The sequence below is a fragment of the Caballeronia sp. Sq4a genome (assembly GCF_023170545.1).
Lineage (GTDB): Bacteria > Pseudomonadota > Gammaproteobacteria > Burkholderiales > Burkholderiaceae > Caballeronia.
The window spans coordinates 1384653-1398739 of the sequence record NZ_CP084250.1 but is presented as its reverse complement, the minus strand read 5'-3'; the positions used below and the strand labels follow the sequence as shown (position 1 = coordinate 1398739).

Annotated in this window: 12 protein-coding genes; 6 read left to right on the top strand and 6 right to left on the bottom strand. The window is 63.1% G+C overall.

What is annotated here, in order from left to right; translation table 11 throughout:
- Positions 1-137: 137 nt before the first annotated feature.
- Positions 138-980 (top strand): squalene/phytoene synthase family protein, encoded by an 843-nt coding sequence (locus LDZ24_RS06635; RefSeq protein ID WP_248322196.1) that lies wholly within the window; start codon positions 138-140, stop codon positions 978-980.
- Positions 981-1132: 152 nt separating this feature from the next.
- Here the strand turns inward: LDZ24_RS06635 and LDZ24_RS06630 are convergent, their stop codons facing one another.
- Positions 1133-2083 (bottom strand): DUF1501 domain-containing protein, encoded by a 951-nt coding sequence (locus LDZ24_RS06630; RefSeq protein WP_248322195.1) that lies wholly within the window; start codon positions 2081-2083, stop codon positions 1133-1135.
- Between the two features lie 20 nt (positions 2084-2103).
- Entirely contained in the window at positions 2104-2502 is a 399-nt protein-coding gene (locus LDZ24_RS28115) for a hypothetical protein (RefSeq protein ID WP_371747410.1), read from the bottom strand.
- Between the two features lie 269 nt (positions 2503-2771).
- On the opposite strand from LDZ24_RS28115, the gene ompR reads away from it, so the two are divergent.
- The 4 genes from ompR (at position 2772) to LDZ24_RS06605 (ending at position 6336) form a co-directional block, all read left to right on the top strand.
- Positions 2772-3497: a two-component system response regulator OmpR gene (ompR, locus tag LDZ24_RS06620; RefSeq protein ID WP_248322193.1), complete on the top strand. Its 726-nt coding sequence runs from the start codon at positions 2772-2774 to the stop codon at positions 3495-3497.
- Between the two features lie 84 nt (positions 3498-3581).
- On the top strand, positions 3582-4952 hold the full coding sequence (locus tag LDZ24_RS06615) for an ATP-binding protein (protein WP_175940270.1): 1371 nt from the start codon (positions 3582-3584) through the stop codon (positions 4950-4952).
- Positions 4953-5165: 213 nt separating this feature from the next.
- A complete protein-coding gene (locus LDZ24_RS06610) occupies positions 5166-5714 on the top strand; it encodes a peroxiredoxin (RefSeq protein ID WP_175940269.1) in 549 nt (182 codons plus the stop codon).
- 97 nt (positions 5715-5811) lie between these two features.
- Positions 5812-6336, top strand: coding sequence for a carboxymuconolactone decarboxylase family protein (locus LDZ24_RS06605; protein WP_175940268.1), 525 nt, complete (start codon positions 5812-5814; stop codon positions 6334-6336).
- A gap of 53 nt (positions 6337-6389) precedes the next feature.
- On the opposite strand, the gene ispF is transcribed toward LDZ24_RS06605, so the two are convergent.
- Together ispF and ispD are read right to left on the bottom strand one after the other, a co-directional pair.
- Positions 6390-6881, bottom strand: a complete 492-nt coding sequence (ispF, locus tag LDZ24_RS06600; RefSeq protein ID WP_206468103.1) for a 2-C-methyl-D-erythritol 2,4-cyclodiphosphate synthase — start codon at positions 6879-6881, stop codon at positions 6390-6392.
- Positions 6882-6915: 34 nt separating this feature from the next.
- Entirely contained in the window at positions 6916-7575 is a 660-nt protein-coding gene (gene ispD, locus LDZ24_RS06595) for a 2-C-methyl-D-erythritol 4-phosphate cytidylyltransferase (RefSeq protein ID WP_244140014.1), read from the bottom strand.
- A 203-nt stretch (positions 7576-7778) separates the two neighbouring features.
- On the opposite strand from ispD, the gene mfd reads away from it, so the two are divergent.
- Complete coding sequence (gene mfd / locus LDZ24_RS06590) at positions 7779-11252, top strand: transcription-repair coupling factor (protein ID WP_248322192.1); 3474 nt, start codon at positions 7779-7781, stop codon at positions 11250-11252.
- A gap of 707 nt (positions 11253-11959) precedes the next feature.
- Here mfd and LDZ24_RS06585 read toward each other — a convergent pair.
- Together LDZ24_RS06585 and LDZ24_RS06580 are read right to left on the bottom strand one after the other, a co-directional pair.
- Positions 11960-12625: a hypothetical protein gene (locus LDZ24_RS06585; protein ID WP_248322191.1), complete on the bottom strand. Its 666-nt coding sequence runs from the start codon at positions 12623-12625 to the stop codon at positions 11960-11962.
- An 852-nt stretch (positions 12626-13477) separates the two neighbouring features.
- Complete coding sequence (locus tag LDZ24_RS06580) at positions 13478-14074, bottom strand: hypothetical protein (protein ID WP_248322190.1); 597 nt, start codon at positions 14072-14074, stop codon at positions 13478-13480.
- Positions 14075-14087: the final 13 nt, after the last annotated feature.

Below are 14087 nucleotides of genomic sequence, written 5' to 3'. Positions count from 1 at the left end.
CGCACACGCGCAGGCAGCGCGGCGCGGGCGGCTGCGAAAGCCGCGCCGGGATAAAATGAGCGCCCGTCTCGCTCGACGCGCGGCGAACCGCGAGCGCAGGACAACCTATCGCCCTCCCCACCACAAGCTTCCCGTCCGTGAATTTCGACGACTATTGCCAGCAAAAGGCCGCTCCCGAAGGCTCAGGCACGTACTACGCGCTGCGCCGGGCCCCGGCCGCGCGTCAGCCGCTTCTCACCGCCCTCTATGCGCTCTATCGCGAGCTGGAGGAAACGGTGAAGGAGACGAGCGATCCGACCATCGGCCGCACCAAGCACGTGTGGTGGCAGAGCGAACTCGAGCGGCTTTTTCTCGGCGAGCCGACGCATCCGGTCACGAAGGCGCTGCACGCTCACGCCGACGGAAGCGGCCTGCTCGACGAAGAAGGCCGCGCGTCGCTGGCGATGCTCGTCGACGGTTTCTCGATGGACCTCGACCAGGCGCGCTATCTGGACTGGCCCGGCCTGCGGCGCTATCTGGACCAGACGGGCGGCGCGTTCGCGACCGCCGTCGCGCGTGCGACCGCGCGTCCGACTGCGCGCGGCGACGTGTCGTCGTGGGCCGCGCCGCTCGGCTCTGCGCTGCTGCTCGCCGAACGCGTGCAGGAAATCGGCGACGATGCGCGCAACGGCCGCGTCTACGTGCCCATCGACGAGTTGCAGCGGTTCAATGTCACGGCGGCGGATATCATCAACCGCAAGTACAGCGACGCGTTCACCGAACTCATGCGCTTTCAGACAGAGCGCGCGCGCCGCTCGCTCGACGAGGCGCTTGCCGCCATTCCGCCCGCCGAGCGCGCCTCTCAGCGCGTGTTGCGGGCACAGGCGGCTTTGTCGCTGGCCCGCTTCGATGAAATCGAGCGCGAAGGCTTCAAGGTGTTGCACCAGCGCATTACGCTCACGCCGATCCGCAAGCTTTGGATCACGTGGCGCACGCGGTAAGCGCGGGGCTCATGCGTGCGTGATCGGTTGTCGCGCGAACGGCCGACCGGGAACCGTGACGCGCGTGGTGAGCTTGGATCTAACGCGCGGATGATCGGCAGCGGCGCGAACTGCCGCTCAAAAAAAACTAACGCACGGGCTAAGCCCGAACCTCACGCGCGCATGACTGGCAGCGGCGCGAACGGCCGCCCGAGCACATCGGCGGCGTTCGCGTTCCAGCATGCATCGAGCGCGGTGGCGCAAAGCCGCCTGAAGTCGACCGCGGCCGTCACCCCGCCTTCCGCATCCAGCGCATCGAGTCGCGGCGCTTCGCCGAAAAGACCGCCGCGCACGGCGCCGCCCAGCACGAACTGCGGCGCGGCCGCGCCATGATCGGTGCCGCGCGTGTCGTTCTCGCGCGCCGATCGTCCGAACTCCGAACGAGTCATCACGAGCGTGTTGCGCCAGTCGCCGGTCGCGAGCAACGCGGCCCGCAGCGAAGCGATGCCGTCCGCGAACTGCGCGAGCAGCGCCGCATGTCGCGCCGCCTGATGCTGATGCGTGTCGAAGCCATCGAGCGTGAGTCTGATCAGCGTGACGCCGCTCTGCGCGCGATTCGCCGCGATGACGCGCGCAGCCGCCTCACACGATGCCGTAAAGGATCGCGGATCGAATGGCGTGCTTGCCGGATGAACCATCGCGGCTTGCGGCGCTTTCACGCGCGCGAGCCACGCGTCGCGGCGATATTCATCCGCCTCGGATGCCGTGTGCCATATCTGCTGCGCGCGATAGTGCGAGCGGTTCGGCCGCGCATAACCGACGCCCTGCACGATGGCGCATTCGCCCGCATGCCACGCCGGCATCAGCGCGCGCAGCGACGGATGCAGACCGGTGCGCTCGTCGATGCGCAACGCGTGATCCCGCGAAATGGCGAGCGTCGGCCGCAGCGCGTAGTAGCGCGGATCGGCGATCGGAATGACCGTGTTGAGTCCGTCGTTGCCGCCGTTGAAGTCGACGAGAACGAGCGCCCTCGTCGACGGGCGACGCGCTTCGGATGCGCAGCAGAGCGCGACCGGTTGTACTGCGGCGACGCTTGCGATCGACAGGAACTCACGTCTGTTCATCGCGTTCGTCCCTGTGTGAATCAGCGTTTGTAGAGATCCCGCACGGCCTCTTCGATGTGCTGACGCAAGAGGCGCCGCTCGTCGGCCGTCATGACGGTGTGGCGCGGCGGCCGCGCAGGCGGAGTGTCTTCGACTTGCTGCACCGGTTGCAGCGCGGCCGGCTTGCCGTCGCGCTCGCGCTTGTTCGAGCCTTTGCCTGTGCGATCCTGCGCGCGAATCATGCGGCCGTCGTAGCGACCCGCAGGCATATGCACGGAGCGGTCGAACTCGTTCGAGGATTGCGAAGAGGACGAGGACGAAGACGACGAAGACGACGACGCAGCGAAGCGGGAAGATTGCGCATAGGCATGCTGTGCGCTCAGTACAGCGTATAGCGCACTTGCCACTAACGTCTTTCTGAAAATGCGCTCGGTGCGCACAGGTCCGCGCCGCCGCGCTCCCTTCATGTTGTTCCCTTCGTTGCTCGACAACCGGACAGCCTCATTCTTTTCATGCGTCTCACGCGGCCTGGTCGCGCCGCTTGGGGCCGCTGGTCTAATGGAGTATCTACCGAATGGCGGGCTTAGGTAAAGCAGTGTACGCAGAGAAGTCAGGGGCCGTGCCACAGGCCCCGTAAATTTTGTAACTAACTGTTACACTCGCTTTTGTTACAAACTCGGCGTTTGAACAAACGCGCTAAGATGCCGCCATGGAAACCAAAAATCCTTCGAAAATTCTGGTAGTCGATGACGATCCGCGCCTGCGCGATCTGCTTCGGCGTTATCTCGGCGAGCAGGGCTTCAACGTGTATGTCGCGGAAAACGCCCCGTCGATGAATAAGCTATGGGTGCGCGAGCGTTTCGACCTGCTCGTGCTGGACCTCATGCTGCCCGGCGAAGACGGCCTTTCCATCTGCCGCCGTCTGCGCGGCAGCAACGACCGCACGCCCATCATCATGCTGACGGCGAAGGGCGAAGACGTGGACCGCATCGTCGGTCTGGAAATGGGCGCGGACGACTATCTGCCGAAGCCCTTCAATCCGCGCGAACTGGTCGCGCGCATTCATGCGGTGCTGCGACGCCAGACGCCGTCGGAGTTGCCCGGCGCGCCGTCCGAAACCACGGAAGTGTTCGAGTTCGGCGAATTCGCGCTGAATCTCGCCACTCGCACGCTGACCAGGAACGGCCAGGAGATTCCGCTGACCACCGGCGAATTCTCGGTGCTCAAGGTGTTCGCGCGTCATCCGCGCCAGCCGCTGTCGCGCGAAAAGCTGATGGAACTCGCGCGCGGCCGTGAATACGAAGTGTTCGATCGCAGCCTCGACGTGCAGATCTCGCGCCTGCGCAAGCTGATCGAGCCGGATCCGAGCAGCCCGCGCTTCATTCAGACGGTGTGGGGTCTCGGCTACGTCTTCATTCCCGACGGCGCAGCCTAAAGCACGTCGCGCCGCCTAGTCCCACGCACTTCAAGCGAGTCCGATACGCTTTATCCTCTTCACCGAGCGGAACCCGATAGACCCATGCGCATCGACAGGCGGCTACTGGCGCTTGCGTTCGGCGGCCTGTTCTGGCGAACTTTCGCGCTGATCGCGCTGCTCATCGCGGTCAGCCTCACCGCCTGGTTCCAGAGCTTTCGCGTGATCGAACGCGAGCCGCGCGCGCAGCGCGTGGCGCTTCAGCTCGTCGCCGTCGTGAAGCTCACGCGCACCGCCCTTCTCTATTCCGATCCCGATCTGCGCCGCGCGTTGCTCCAGGACCTGGAAAGCAACGAAGGCGTGCGCGTGTATCCGCGCGAGACCACGGACAAATACAAGCTCCAGCCGGACGAATCGCTCAACCGGTTGATCGAGCGCGACGTGCGCGGGCGGCTCGGCAACGACACGATCATCGCGCAGTCGGTCAACGACATTCCGGGCGTGTGGATCAGCTTCAAGATCGACGATGACGACTACTGGGTGGCGCTCGACCGCGATCAGCTCGACACTGTCACGGGCCTGCAATGGGCCGGATGGGGCGTGTTCGCGCTCGCGCTGTCGCTCTTCGGCGCAGCGTTCATCACGAGTCTCGTGAACCGGCCGTTCGCGCGGCTCGCGCTCGCGGCGCGCAAGGTCGGTTCCGGACAGTCGCCTGAGCCGTTGCCGGAACGCGGCATGGGCGTAGCGGCCGAAACGAACCGCAGCTTCAACCAGATGGTGCAGGACCTCGAACAGCTCGAAGCGGACCGCGCGCTGATGCTCGCCGGCATCTCGCACGACCTGCGCACGCCGCTCGCGCGCCTGCGGCTCGAAACGGAAATGAGTCCGTCGGACGAAGCGACCAAGCTCGCGATGATCGACGACATCGAGCAGATGGACATGATCATCGGGCGCTTCCTGGACTACGCGCGGCCGATGCAGCGCATGCCCGAAGCCGTCGATCTCTCGATGATCGCGAGCGAACTCGCCGCGCGCTTCCAGGCGGACGAAGGCGTCGTGATGCGCACGGACCTCGCGCCGGGCGCGGTCATCGAGGGCGATCCGACGGATGCGCGGCGCGTCGTCGGCAATCTGCTCGAAAACGCGCGGAAGTATGGCCGCAGCGAACGCGACGATATCGCGCGCATCACGCTGCAAACGCGCGTGGCGCACGGGCGCGTCGAGCTGTCCGTGATGGACGAAGGTCTCGGCATCCCTGACGATCAAGTGGCGCTCATCACGCGGCCCTTCTATCGCGTGGACGCGGCGCGCACGCAGGCCAACGGCACGGGCCTCGGCATGGCGATCGTGCAGCGGCTCGTCACGCGCCAGCGCGGCGCGCTCCGGCTGCGCAATCGCACGCCGCTTCCGGGCTTCGAAGTGACCATCGACTTCCCGCAGATGAAGGGCGCGCGCTTCGACGGCCCGCGCGACTAGCCCGCGTATTCACCTGCGCGTTCACCCGCGACTCGCTCGCACGTTCGAAAAAAGCTATCCGCGTCATTGGGCAAACCTTTTGAAGCGGTTCTGCCGTGGGGTTATGATGATCCGGTTCGACGCGCGGCATTCACGACCATGCTGTCATGCGCGCGTTACCGCTTTCCGGTAGTTTGGCTTGAGTTGTCCTTTCAACGAACACAGGAGCGTTGCATGAAGACCGTTGGCGATAAAGTCGAAGCATTCACCGTCACCGCTGCAAAACCCGGCTTCAACAACCACGAGGAAAACGGCCAGTCCGCCTTCGAGGAAATCACCGAGCAGTCGTTTCCGGGCAAGTGGAAGATCATCTACTTCTATCCGAAGGACTTCACCTTCGTGTGCCCGACCGAAATCGTCGAGTTCGGCAAACTCGCGAAGGACTTCGAGGACCGCGACGCGGTGCTGATGGGCGGCAGCGTCGACAACGAATTCGTCAAGCTCGCATGGCGCCGCGAGCACAAGGACCTGAACAAGCTGAACCACTATTCGTTCGGCGACGTGAAGGGCGAACTGATCGACCAGCTCGGCGTGCGCGACAAGGAAGCGGGCGTCGCGTTGCGCGCCACGTTCATCGTCGATCCGGACAACGTCATTCAGCACGTGTCGGTCAATAACCTGAACGTGGGCCGCAATCCGGAAGAAGTGCTACGCATTCTGGACGGCCTGCAAACCGACGAGCTGTGCCCGTGCAACCGCGCGGTCGGCGGCGCGACGCTCTAAAGCGAAGGCACACGAGCGCATGCGTGAGCCCGCCTTCTTTCGAGTGCAAGCTCGGGAGCCGGCGGGCTTTTTCAACGCCATCGAATAGGAGAAATCAATGGAATTCCTGTCGTCGATCAAGGAGCTGGTTCCCGATTATGCGAAAGACATTCGCCTGAACGTCGACGGCACGATCGCCCGTTCGTCGCTGGAAGGCAATGACGCGGTGGGCGTCGCGCTCGCTGCGGCTTACGCGGCCAAGGCGACGAAGCTTGTGTCGATCATCCGCAATGCCGGCGTGCTCTCGCCCGAGGAGACGAACGCGGCCCTCACCGCCGCCGCGCTGATGGGCATGAACAACGTTTGGTATCCGTATCTGGAGATGGCCGACAACGCCGACCTGAAGACGCAGCCGGCGGGGCTACGCATGAACGCGTACGCGTCGCACGGCGGCGTGGACAAGCGGCGCTTCGAGATGTACGCGCTTGCCGCGTCGATCATCGGCAAGTGCCACTTCTGCGTGAAGTCGCACTATGAGAATCTCGTGACCGAGGGCATGTCGACGACGCAACTGCGCGATGTCGGCCGCATCGCCGCGGTGATCGGCGCGGTGGCGCTCGCGATCGAAGCCGAAGGGAAGTAACGCGCCCCTCGACGCAGGCAGACGCCACGTCGTTCGCGCGTGGCGTCGCTCGTTCAATGATCGATCGACGTGCGCCGCAACAGCACGGCCGCCTGCGCCTCGATGCCTTCCTTGCGGCCGAGATAGCCGAGCTTCTCGTTGGTCTTCGCCTTCACGTTGACGCGATCGACGGGAAGATCGAGGTCGGCGGCGATGTTCTCGCGCATCGCCTCGATATGGGGACTCAGCTTCGGCGCCTGGGCGATCACGGTGCTGTCCACGTTCGCGATCGCGAAGCCCGCCTCCGACACGCGCTTGGCCGCCTCGCGCAGCAGCACGCGGCTATTTGCGCCGGCAAACTCGGTGGCCGTATCCGGAAAATGCCGGCCGATATCGCCGAGCGCCGCCGCGCCGAACAACGCGTCGGTGATGGCGTGCAGCAGCACGTCGGCATCCGAATGGCCGAGCAGCCCGCGTTCGTACGGAATCGTCACGCCGCCGATGATGAGCTCGCGCCCTTCGACGAGCTGATGCACGTCGTACCCCTGTCCGATTCTGAAATCCATCGATGCCACCTAGCAGTAGAGAGTGAGCGGTCCGTCAGGCGCGCGCCGAGAGGATCGCGCTGGCGAGACCGAAGTCTTCCGGATAAGTCACCTTGAAGTTGCGCAGGCTGCCCTGCACGAGCTTCGGCGAGTGGCCGAGCCATTCGATGGCGCTGGCTTCGTCCGTCAGATCGTGGCCGTCGCGGCGCGCACGGTCGATCGCTTCGCGCAACATGCCGAGCCGGAACATCTGCGGCGTCTGCGCCTGCCACAAGCCGTCGCGCGATTCGGTCCGCGCGATGCGCGCGCCGCCCGCCGGCGCATCGGGCATGGTCGGTGCGACGCGCTTCAACGTATCCGCGACCGGCAGCGCGAGAATGCCGCCGACGGGATCGTCGCGCACTTCGGTGACGAGCTTGCGAATCAGCTCGGGCGTGATGCCGGGGCGCGCGGCGTCGTGCACGAGCACCCAGTCGTCGTCGCGCGCGCCGAATTCCGCGAGCGCGACGAGGCCGTTATAAACCGACGCCTGCCGCGACGCCCCGCCCCGGCGCTGCACCACGAAGCGCAGGCCGGCGAAGCGGCGCGCGTCGAAGTGATGATCGTCCGGTGCGAGGACGACGAGTGTCTGCGAGAATTCGGGGCACGCGTCGAATGCGGCGAGCGTGTAGCCGAGCATCGGCCGTCCCGCGACCGTCTGGTATTGCTTGGGCATCGGCGCGCCGGAGCGGCTGCCGGTTCCGGCGCAGGGAATGAGCGCGAAAAGACGCGCAGTGGTAGACGGGGCGGCGGGCGAAGTCACGAGAAAATCATGTGGCCAAGTCAAAGTGAAGCCCGGATTTTATAATAGGTCCTCCGCGACCACGTCCGGCGCGCGCCTTTTCAGTGGCAGCGCGCGGGCGGTTCAATGCACACCTTATGTCTTCGAAAGCCGTCAACGCGCAGTCCAATTCCCCCATCGCGCTCGTCAAGGCAGGTCAGCGTTTCGTCTTCGACGGCGCTTCCGGCTCCGCCGATGCGCTCGCCATCGCGCGCTATCTAGCGGCGCATCGCGAGGCGGTGCCGCTTCTGACGGTGGTCTGCGCGAGCGCCGTCGATGCGCAGCGCCTCGCAGCCGAGTTGCCCTACTTCGCGCCGGACGCCCGCGTGCGCCTCTTGCCCGACTGGGAAACGCTGCCCTACGACACGTTCTCGCCGCACCAGGATCTCGTCTCCGAGCGGCTCGCGACGCTGCACGATCTCGGCGAAGGACGCTGCGACATTCTCATCGTGCCGGCGACGACGGCGCTGTATCGCATGCCGCCCGCGTCGTTTCTCGCGGCCTACACGTTCTCCTTCACGCAAGGCGAGCGACTCGACGAGGCCAAGCTCAAGGCGCAATTGACGCTCGCGGGCTACGAGCACGTGAGCCAGGTCGTGCGGCCGGGCGAATACTGCGTGCGCGGCTCGCTGATCGACCTGTATCCGATGGGCTCGCCGCTGCCGTATCGCATCGACCTGTTCGACGATCAGGTGGACTCGATCCGCGCGTTCGATCCCGACACGCAGCGCAGCCTCTATCCGGTGCGCGACGTGCGACTCTTGCCGGGCCGCGAGTTTCCGTTCGACGAAGCCGCGCGCACCGCGTTTCGCAGCCGCTGGCGCGAAGTGTTCGAGGGCGATCCGAGCCGCTCGCAGATCTACAAGGACATCGGCAACGGCGTGCCGTCGGCGGGCATCGAATACTATCTGCCGCTCTTCTTCGATGAAACCGCGACGCTCTTTCACTACTTGCCGCAAGGCTCGCAACTCGCGTTCATCGGCGATCTCGACGCCGCGATCAAGCGCTTCACGCACGACACGAAGCAGCGCTACGAATTTCTCTCGCACGACCGCGAGCGTCCGCTCTTGGAGCCGCGCCGACTCTTTCTCACGGACGACGACTTCTTCACGTTCGCCAAACCGTTCGCGCAACTGAAGTTTCCGCCGACGCCCGAAGGCGGCTGGGCCGTGCCGCTGCCCGGCCTTGCCATCGACCGTCACGCGGACGAACCGCTGCTCGCGCTGCGTCACTATCTGGAGCAGACGCCGAACCGCGTGATGCTCGTCGCGGAATCGGCGGGCCGGCGCGAGACCATTCAGCAATTGCTCGCGGACAACGGCTTGCGCGGCGAGTTGCACGACACGTTCCAGGAATGGCTCACGACCGACGCGAAGTTTACGCTCGGCATCGCGCCGCTCGCGAACGGTTTCGCGCTGCCCGCCGAAGAGCTTGCGATCATCACGGAGACCGAACTGTACGGGCCGCTCGCGCGCCGCGCCGGGCGGCGGCGTCAGGAACAGGCGAGCAACGTCGATTCGATGGTGCGCGACCTTGCCGAGCTCAAAGTGGGCGATCCGGTCGTGCACGCGCAGCATGGCATCGGCCGATACATGGGCCTCGTGTCGATGGACCTCGGCGAAGGCGAGACCGAGTTTCTGCACCTCGAATACCAGAACGAATCGAAGCTGTACGTGCCGGTCGCGCAGTTGCATGTGATCTCGCGCTACAGCGGCGCGGACCCGGAAAGCGCGCCGCTTCACACGCTCGGCTCCGGCCAGTGGGAGAAGGCCAAGCGCAAGGCCGCGCAGCAGATTCGCGATACCGCCGCCGAGTTGCTGAACCTGTATGCCCGCCGTGCCGCGCGCGAAGGCTTCGCGTTCAAGCTCGATCCGCGCGACTACACGAAGTTCGCGGAGAGCTTCGGCTTCGAGGAAACGCCGGATCAGGCGGCGGCGATCGCGTCGGTCATCGCGGACATGACGAGCGGCAAGCCGATGGACCGCCTCGTGTGCGGGGACGTCGGCTTCGGCAAGACGGAAGTCGCGCTGCGCGCCGCGTTCATCGCGGTGATGGCGGGCAAGCAGGTGGCGATTCTTTCGCCGACGACGCTGCTCGCCGAACAGCACACGCAGACCTTCACGGACCGCTTCGCGGACTGGCCGGTGCGCATCGCGGAGCTGTCGCGCTTCAAGAGCACGAAGGAAGTGTCGCAGTCAGTGCAGCAGATCAACGAAGGCTCGGTCGATATCGTGATCGGCACGCACAAGCTCCTGTCGAGCGATGTGAAGTTCAAGCGGCTCGGGCTTGTCATCATCGACGAGGAACACCGCTTCGGCGTGCGACAGAAAGAGGCGCTCAAGGCGCTGCGCGCCGAGGTCGACGTCCTCACGCTGACGGCGACGCCGATTCCGCGCACGCTCGGCATGGCGCTCGAAGGCCTGCGCGACTTCTCGGTGATCGCGACGGCGCCGCAGAAGCGTCTCGCGATCAAGACCTTCGTGCGCCGCGAGGAAGACGGCGTGATCCGCGAGGCGATGTTGCGCGAACTCAAGCGCGGCGGCCAGGTGTACTTCCTGCACAACGAAGTGGAGACGATCGACAACCGCCGCGCGATGCTGGAGGCGCTCGTGCCGGAAGCGCGCATCGCGGTCGCGCACGGGCAGATGCACGAGCGCGAGCTCGAACGCGTGATGCGCGATTTCGTCGGCCAGCGCGCGAACGTGTTGCTGTGCACGACGATCATTGAAACGGGCATCGACGTGCCGAGCGCGAACACGATCATCATGCATCGCGCGGACAAGTTCGGGCTCGCGCAGTTGCATCAGTTGCGCGGGCGCGTCGGGCGCTCGCATCATCAGGCGTATGCGTATTTGCTCGTGCATGATCCGCAGTCGCTGACGAAGCAGGCGCAGCGCCGGCTCGAAGCCATTCAGCAGATGGAGGAACTCGGCTCCGGCTTCTATCTCGCGATGCACGACCTCGAAATTCGCGGTACCGGCGAAGTGCTCGGCGACAAGCAATCGGGCGAGATTCACGAGATCGGCTTCCAGCTTTACACCGACATGCTCAACGACGCGGTGCGCGCGCTGAAGGACGGCCGCGAGCCGGACTTGAACGCGCCGCTCGCCGCGACGACCGAGATCAATCTGCACGCGCCGGCCATTCTGCCCGCCGATTACTGCGGCGACGTGCAGGAGCGTTTGTCGCTCTACAAGCGGCTTGCGAACTGCGAATCGAGCGATGCGATCGACGGCATTCTCGAAGAACTCGTCGACCGCTTCGGCAAGCTGCCGCCGCAGGCGCATGCGCTTGTCGAGACGCATCGGCTGCGATTGGCCGCGAAGCCGCTCGGCATATCCAAGATCGATGCCGCGGAGCTTTCCATCGCGTTGCAGTTCGTGCCGAATCCGCCCGTCGATGCGATGAAGATCATCGAGATGGTGCAGAAGAATAAGCACATCAAGCTCGCGGGGCAGGACAAGTTGCGTATCGAGACGCGTAGTCCGGATTTGGCGGTAAGGATCGCTACGGTGAAGGAGACGTTGCGGGCGTTGGGGGGGCCGGTGAGGACGGCGGTTGCGGCTCGGTGAGCGTTCCTTGCTCGAGCGTAGATATCACATACTGCCCCGATGCCGCGCTCTTAGTCGACGCTGTCGATTCGATGATGGAGGAAGCGCCCTTCGTAGCTGCCGTCCGATTCGGAGTAGTTACGCATTGCGTCGCGTCATCGTATTTGACCGACGGCAAAGGCTTCGGATACGCTTGCGGACTGATTCGGTAGCGAGCTCTATCTGTACTCGGCCCTCGCAGCGGGACCGTACTGGCGCCATCGGGCACGTCGTTTGGCTTCCGGTAGGAACGCAAACGTGGCGACTCAAAGCCGCACTTGCATGACGTTTTCAGGATTCGAATGAGGGTGCACTTCAGAGGAACCGACTCGTCCGGGATGTTATACATGTCTTGCACGATACGTCACCTACGCCTCGATCTAAACATGGAGCTCAAAGGCTGTGGATGCCGACCTTGAAGCGTCCTTCATGGAATAACGACATCGCCACGGTCACGCTTAAGCCGATGCAGATTTCGTCGAGCGGACGATGAGAGTCATGGGTTGGCGGCGCTCTCGGGTGGAGCAAGTCGGCCGCGCGGCTTAGAGTGACTATCGACGCCGCCGTGGCCGGACGGCGTCGTTGGCGCGGATTCAGTTTGCGATCCACATATTGCGCTAACATCGGCCCACGCATGCGAAGTCCCGACATACCGACACCTCTCCACATTTTCGCTTGATCGCAGGGATTCATGGAAGGCCATATCGGGCGGCCGTAACGGCATCGCGAAAGCGCTTTACCTCTGCCTTTTGCAAGTGAAGTATTGGGAAACATTGGGCAGAGACATCGGGCGCAGAATAGTAGAGAGCCAGTGACCCGTCTGACTCCGGCGCGAAGGTCAGCGGGAAGTTCGCTAATCCTTCCAGTAAATCTGGGTTGTCCAGGCAGGACGGGTTGCCGGCGTTCACTTGTCTGTAGACCTCTGCTGTGGAATCGACAAGCTCCGGCCGAAGGAACAAGTACTTGTCTTCGCGGATCGCAATCTGATAGACCGGCGCTAAATCGACCGGCTTTCCGCTTGCCTTCTCAAAAGCGACACCGTACCGGTATGTCGAGGAATGCACTCCGTCGCACATCTTCGACCCGGAGACTTGCAGAACAAGTATCTTCTCGTTGTCGACCATCTTGGTTAGAGACGCATTGTAGTTCCCTTTGGTTTCCATACCACGCGCGTTCTCGAGACAATCGCGCCCGTCGGACTGTGTGCGACTGGTTAGCGAGCGGAGTGCTTTTTTCAACCCCGGCGAAGCGTTCCCGAAAGCCGGCGTGAAGCCTACACTCATCAAGCCATTCAAGGCCCAAGCAGGCGGAAGGAAAAACAAAGTGGCAACGGTTAACCCTGCAAAACGTTTCATTGTCCGGGGGATATTTCGAGCTACGACCTTGGGGCAAATGGGCGAAAAGGTTCGCGGTGAGCGGAAACCTACGGCAGCCCTTCGTTAGCGGCCGGTGTCGAATGGCGTCGCGGCAAATGCGTCAAACGGACCCGATGGCCGACTCTCGGGTCTAGCGATTACAACGAGCGGCTATTAGTTGAACGTTGATTAGTCGTTGCTTCATAAGGTTCAACTTCATGTCGCTACCGATCCAACCTGGAATACGGTCTGCAACTTCAGCAGTACGCTGTTCCATGCGCGATGCGTCGTCTAGATATCGTTTGGCTAAATCAGCACATGGACCACCGTTCGTTCTCTCTAGACTCGACAAGATGACACTGATCTTGCTTTCCGCGTCGGCGACCGTTTCGTCATAGCACTGTTGGACTATCATCCCGCATCCGGCCTGGCAAGCGAAGCGACTTTGTTCGGTCCGACGTACACATTCTCGGAAGGTGTGCGGACTCGGTGACTTCGACAGCACCGCCACAGTAGTTCCTCCAAGGACAATAAACACCGCTGTCTTAATTAGTTTGATCATTCGAGAGAGTCTACGGGATCCGCATCGGCTCGGGAAAGTGAGAGTGCGGTTCGGGTGACACCCAACCAGGCTGGCCTCACGGTAAAAGAGACTCTCTTCCCGCCGCTATACGTCTCGACGTATTCGTAACGTTTCCCGGCTGCGTCGCAATCTGTCCCGGCCCTTTCCACGAGCGATACCTTCTCGCGTGGAGACGATCTGTGCCGCTCCGTCCAGTTTCCACACGCACTCTTGTGAAAACACTTCCTAATCAACCTGGTGCGTAACGCAAAGATGGCAGCCAATCCTTATCAATCTGGTGTATCGAAAGCAAAGGATGAGAACAAACGCCTAAGAACCGACCATTCTGTTCTTTGTGCGTTGTCTGCCCTCATGGGATATAGATAGTAAACGGCAGAGTGCCATCTGTCGCCAGCGGCAAAGATGACCTCGCGCGACTGTCTGAGCTGGAGCATTGACGCTGTTGGCTTGGCAGAGGAGTAGGTAAAAACATATCCGTCGCCCCGGACGGGGTTCGCGCGAACCTTCGAGTCCAACGTGAAGATGCCACCTTGACTTCCACCGCTCGCTGATTCAATCGCCTCGATCTGCTTGTCCAGCGGAACTTTCTTGATGGTTACCCAGAAGTCTACCTGTGTACGCCACTCATCCGGAATTGGAGGAAGATTCTGGGAATGCTTGTTTCCGGCAGATGAAGCATAGTTGAACGCTATATAACAAAGTTCGTCATTCGAGACCTGGGCTCCAGCTACCTCAATGTAACTCGACTCTGCTGGCACAGAGAAGGACAGGCGGCAATCAGGTCGCGTGATCTGTTGCGGCTCACCGCTTACAGCGTTTCCGAGAAACAGCATAACAGTCGCCGCGAGAAGCACTGAATATTTCATACACAACGCTGGT

What these genes read in the sequence shown, in the direction of transcription:
- LDZ24_RS06630 (WP_248322195.1), bottom strand. Translation starts at nt 2,083, where the DNA reads ATGAACAGACGTGAGTTCCTGTCGATCGCAAGCGTCGCCGCAGTACAA.
- ompR (WP_248322193.1), top strand. Translation starts at nt 2,772, where the DNA reads ATGGAAACCAAAAATCCTTCGAAAATTCTGGTAGTCGATGACGATCCG.
- LDZ24_RS06615 (WP_175940270.1), top strand. Translation starts at nt 3,582, where the DNA reads ATGCGCATCGACAGGCGGCTACTGGCGCTTGCGTTCGGCGGCCTGTTC.
- LDZ24_RS06610 (WP_175940269.1), top strand. Translation starts at nt 5,166, where the DNA reads ATGAAGACCGTTGGCGATAAAGTCGAAGCATTCACCGTCACCGCTGCA.
- LDZ24_RS06605 (WP_175940268.1), top strand. Translation starts at nt 5,812, where the DNA reads ATGGAATTCCTGTCGTCGATCAAGGAGCTGGTTCCCGATTATGCGAAA.
- ispF (WP_206468103.1), bottom strand. Translation starts at nt 6,881, where the DNA reads ATGGATTTCAGAATCGGACAGGGGTACGACGTGCATCAGCTCGTCGAA.
- ispD (WP_244140014.1), bottom strand. Translation starts at nt 7,575, where the DNA reads ATGCCCAAGCAATACCAGACGGTCGCGGGACGGCCGATGCTCGGCTAC.
- mfd (WP_248322192.1), top strand. Translation starts at nt 7,779, where the DNA reads ATGTCTTCGAAAGCCGTCAACGCGCAGTCCAATTCCCCCATCGCGCTC.
- LDZ24_RS06585 (WP_248322191.1), bottom strand. Translation starts at nt 12,625, where the DNA reads ATGAAACGTTTTGCAGGGTTAACCGTTGCCACTTTGTTTTTCCTTCCG.
- LDZ24_RS06580 (WP_248322190.1), bottom strand. Translation starts at nt 14,074, where the DNA reads ATGAAATATTCAGTGCTTCTCGCGGCGACTGTTATGCTGTTTCTCGGA.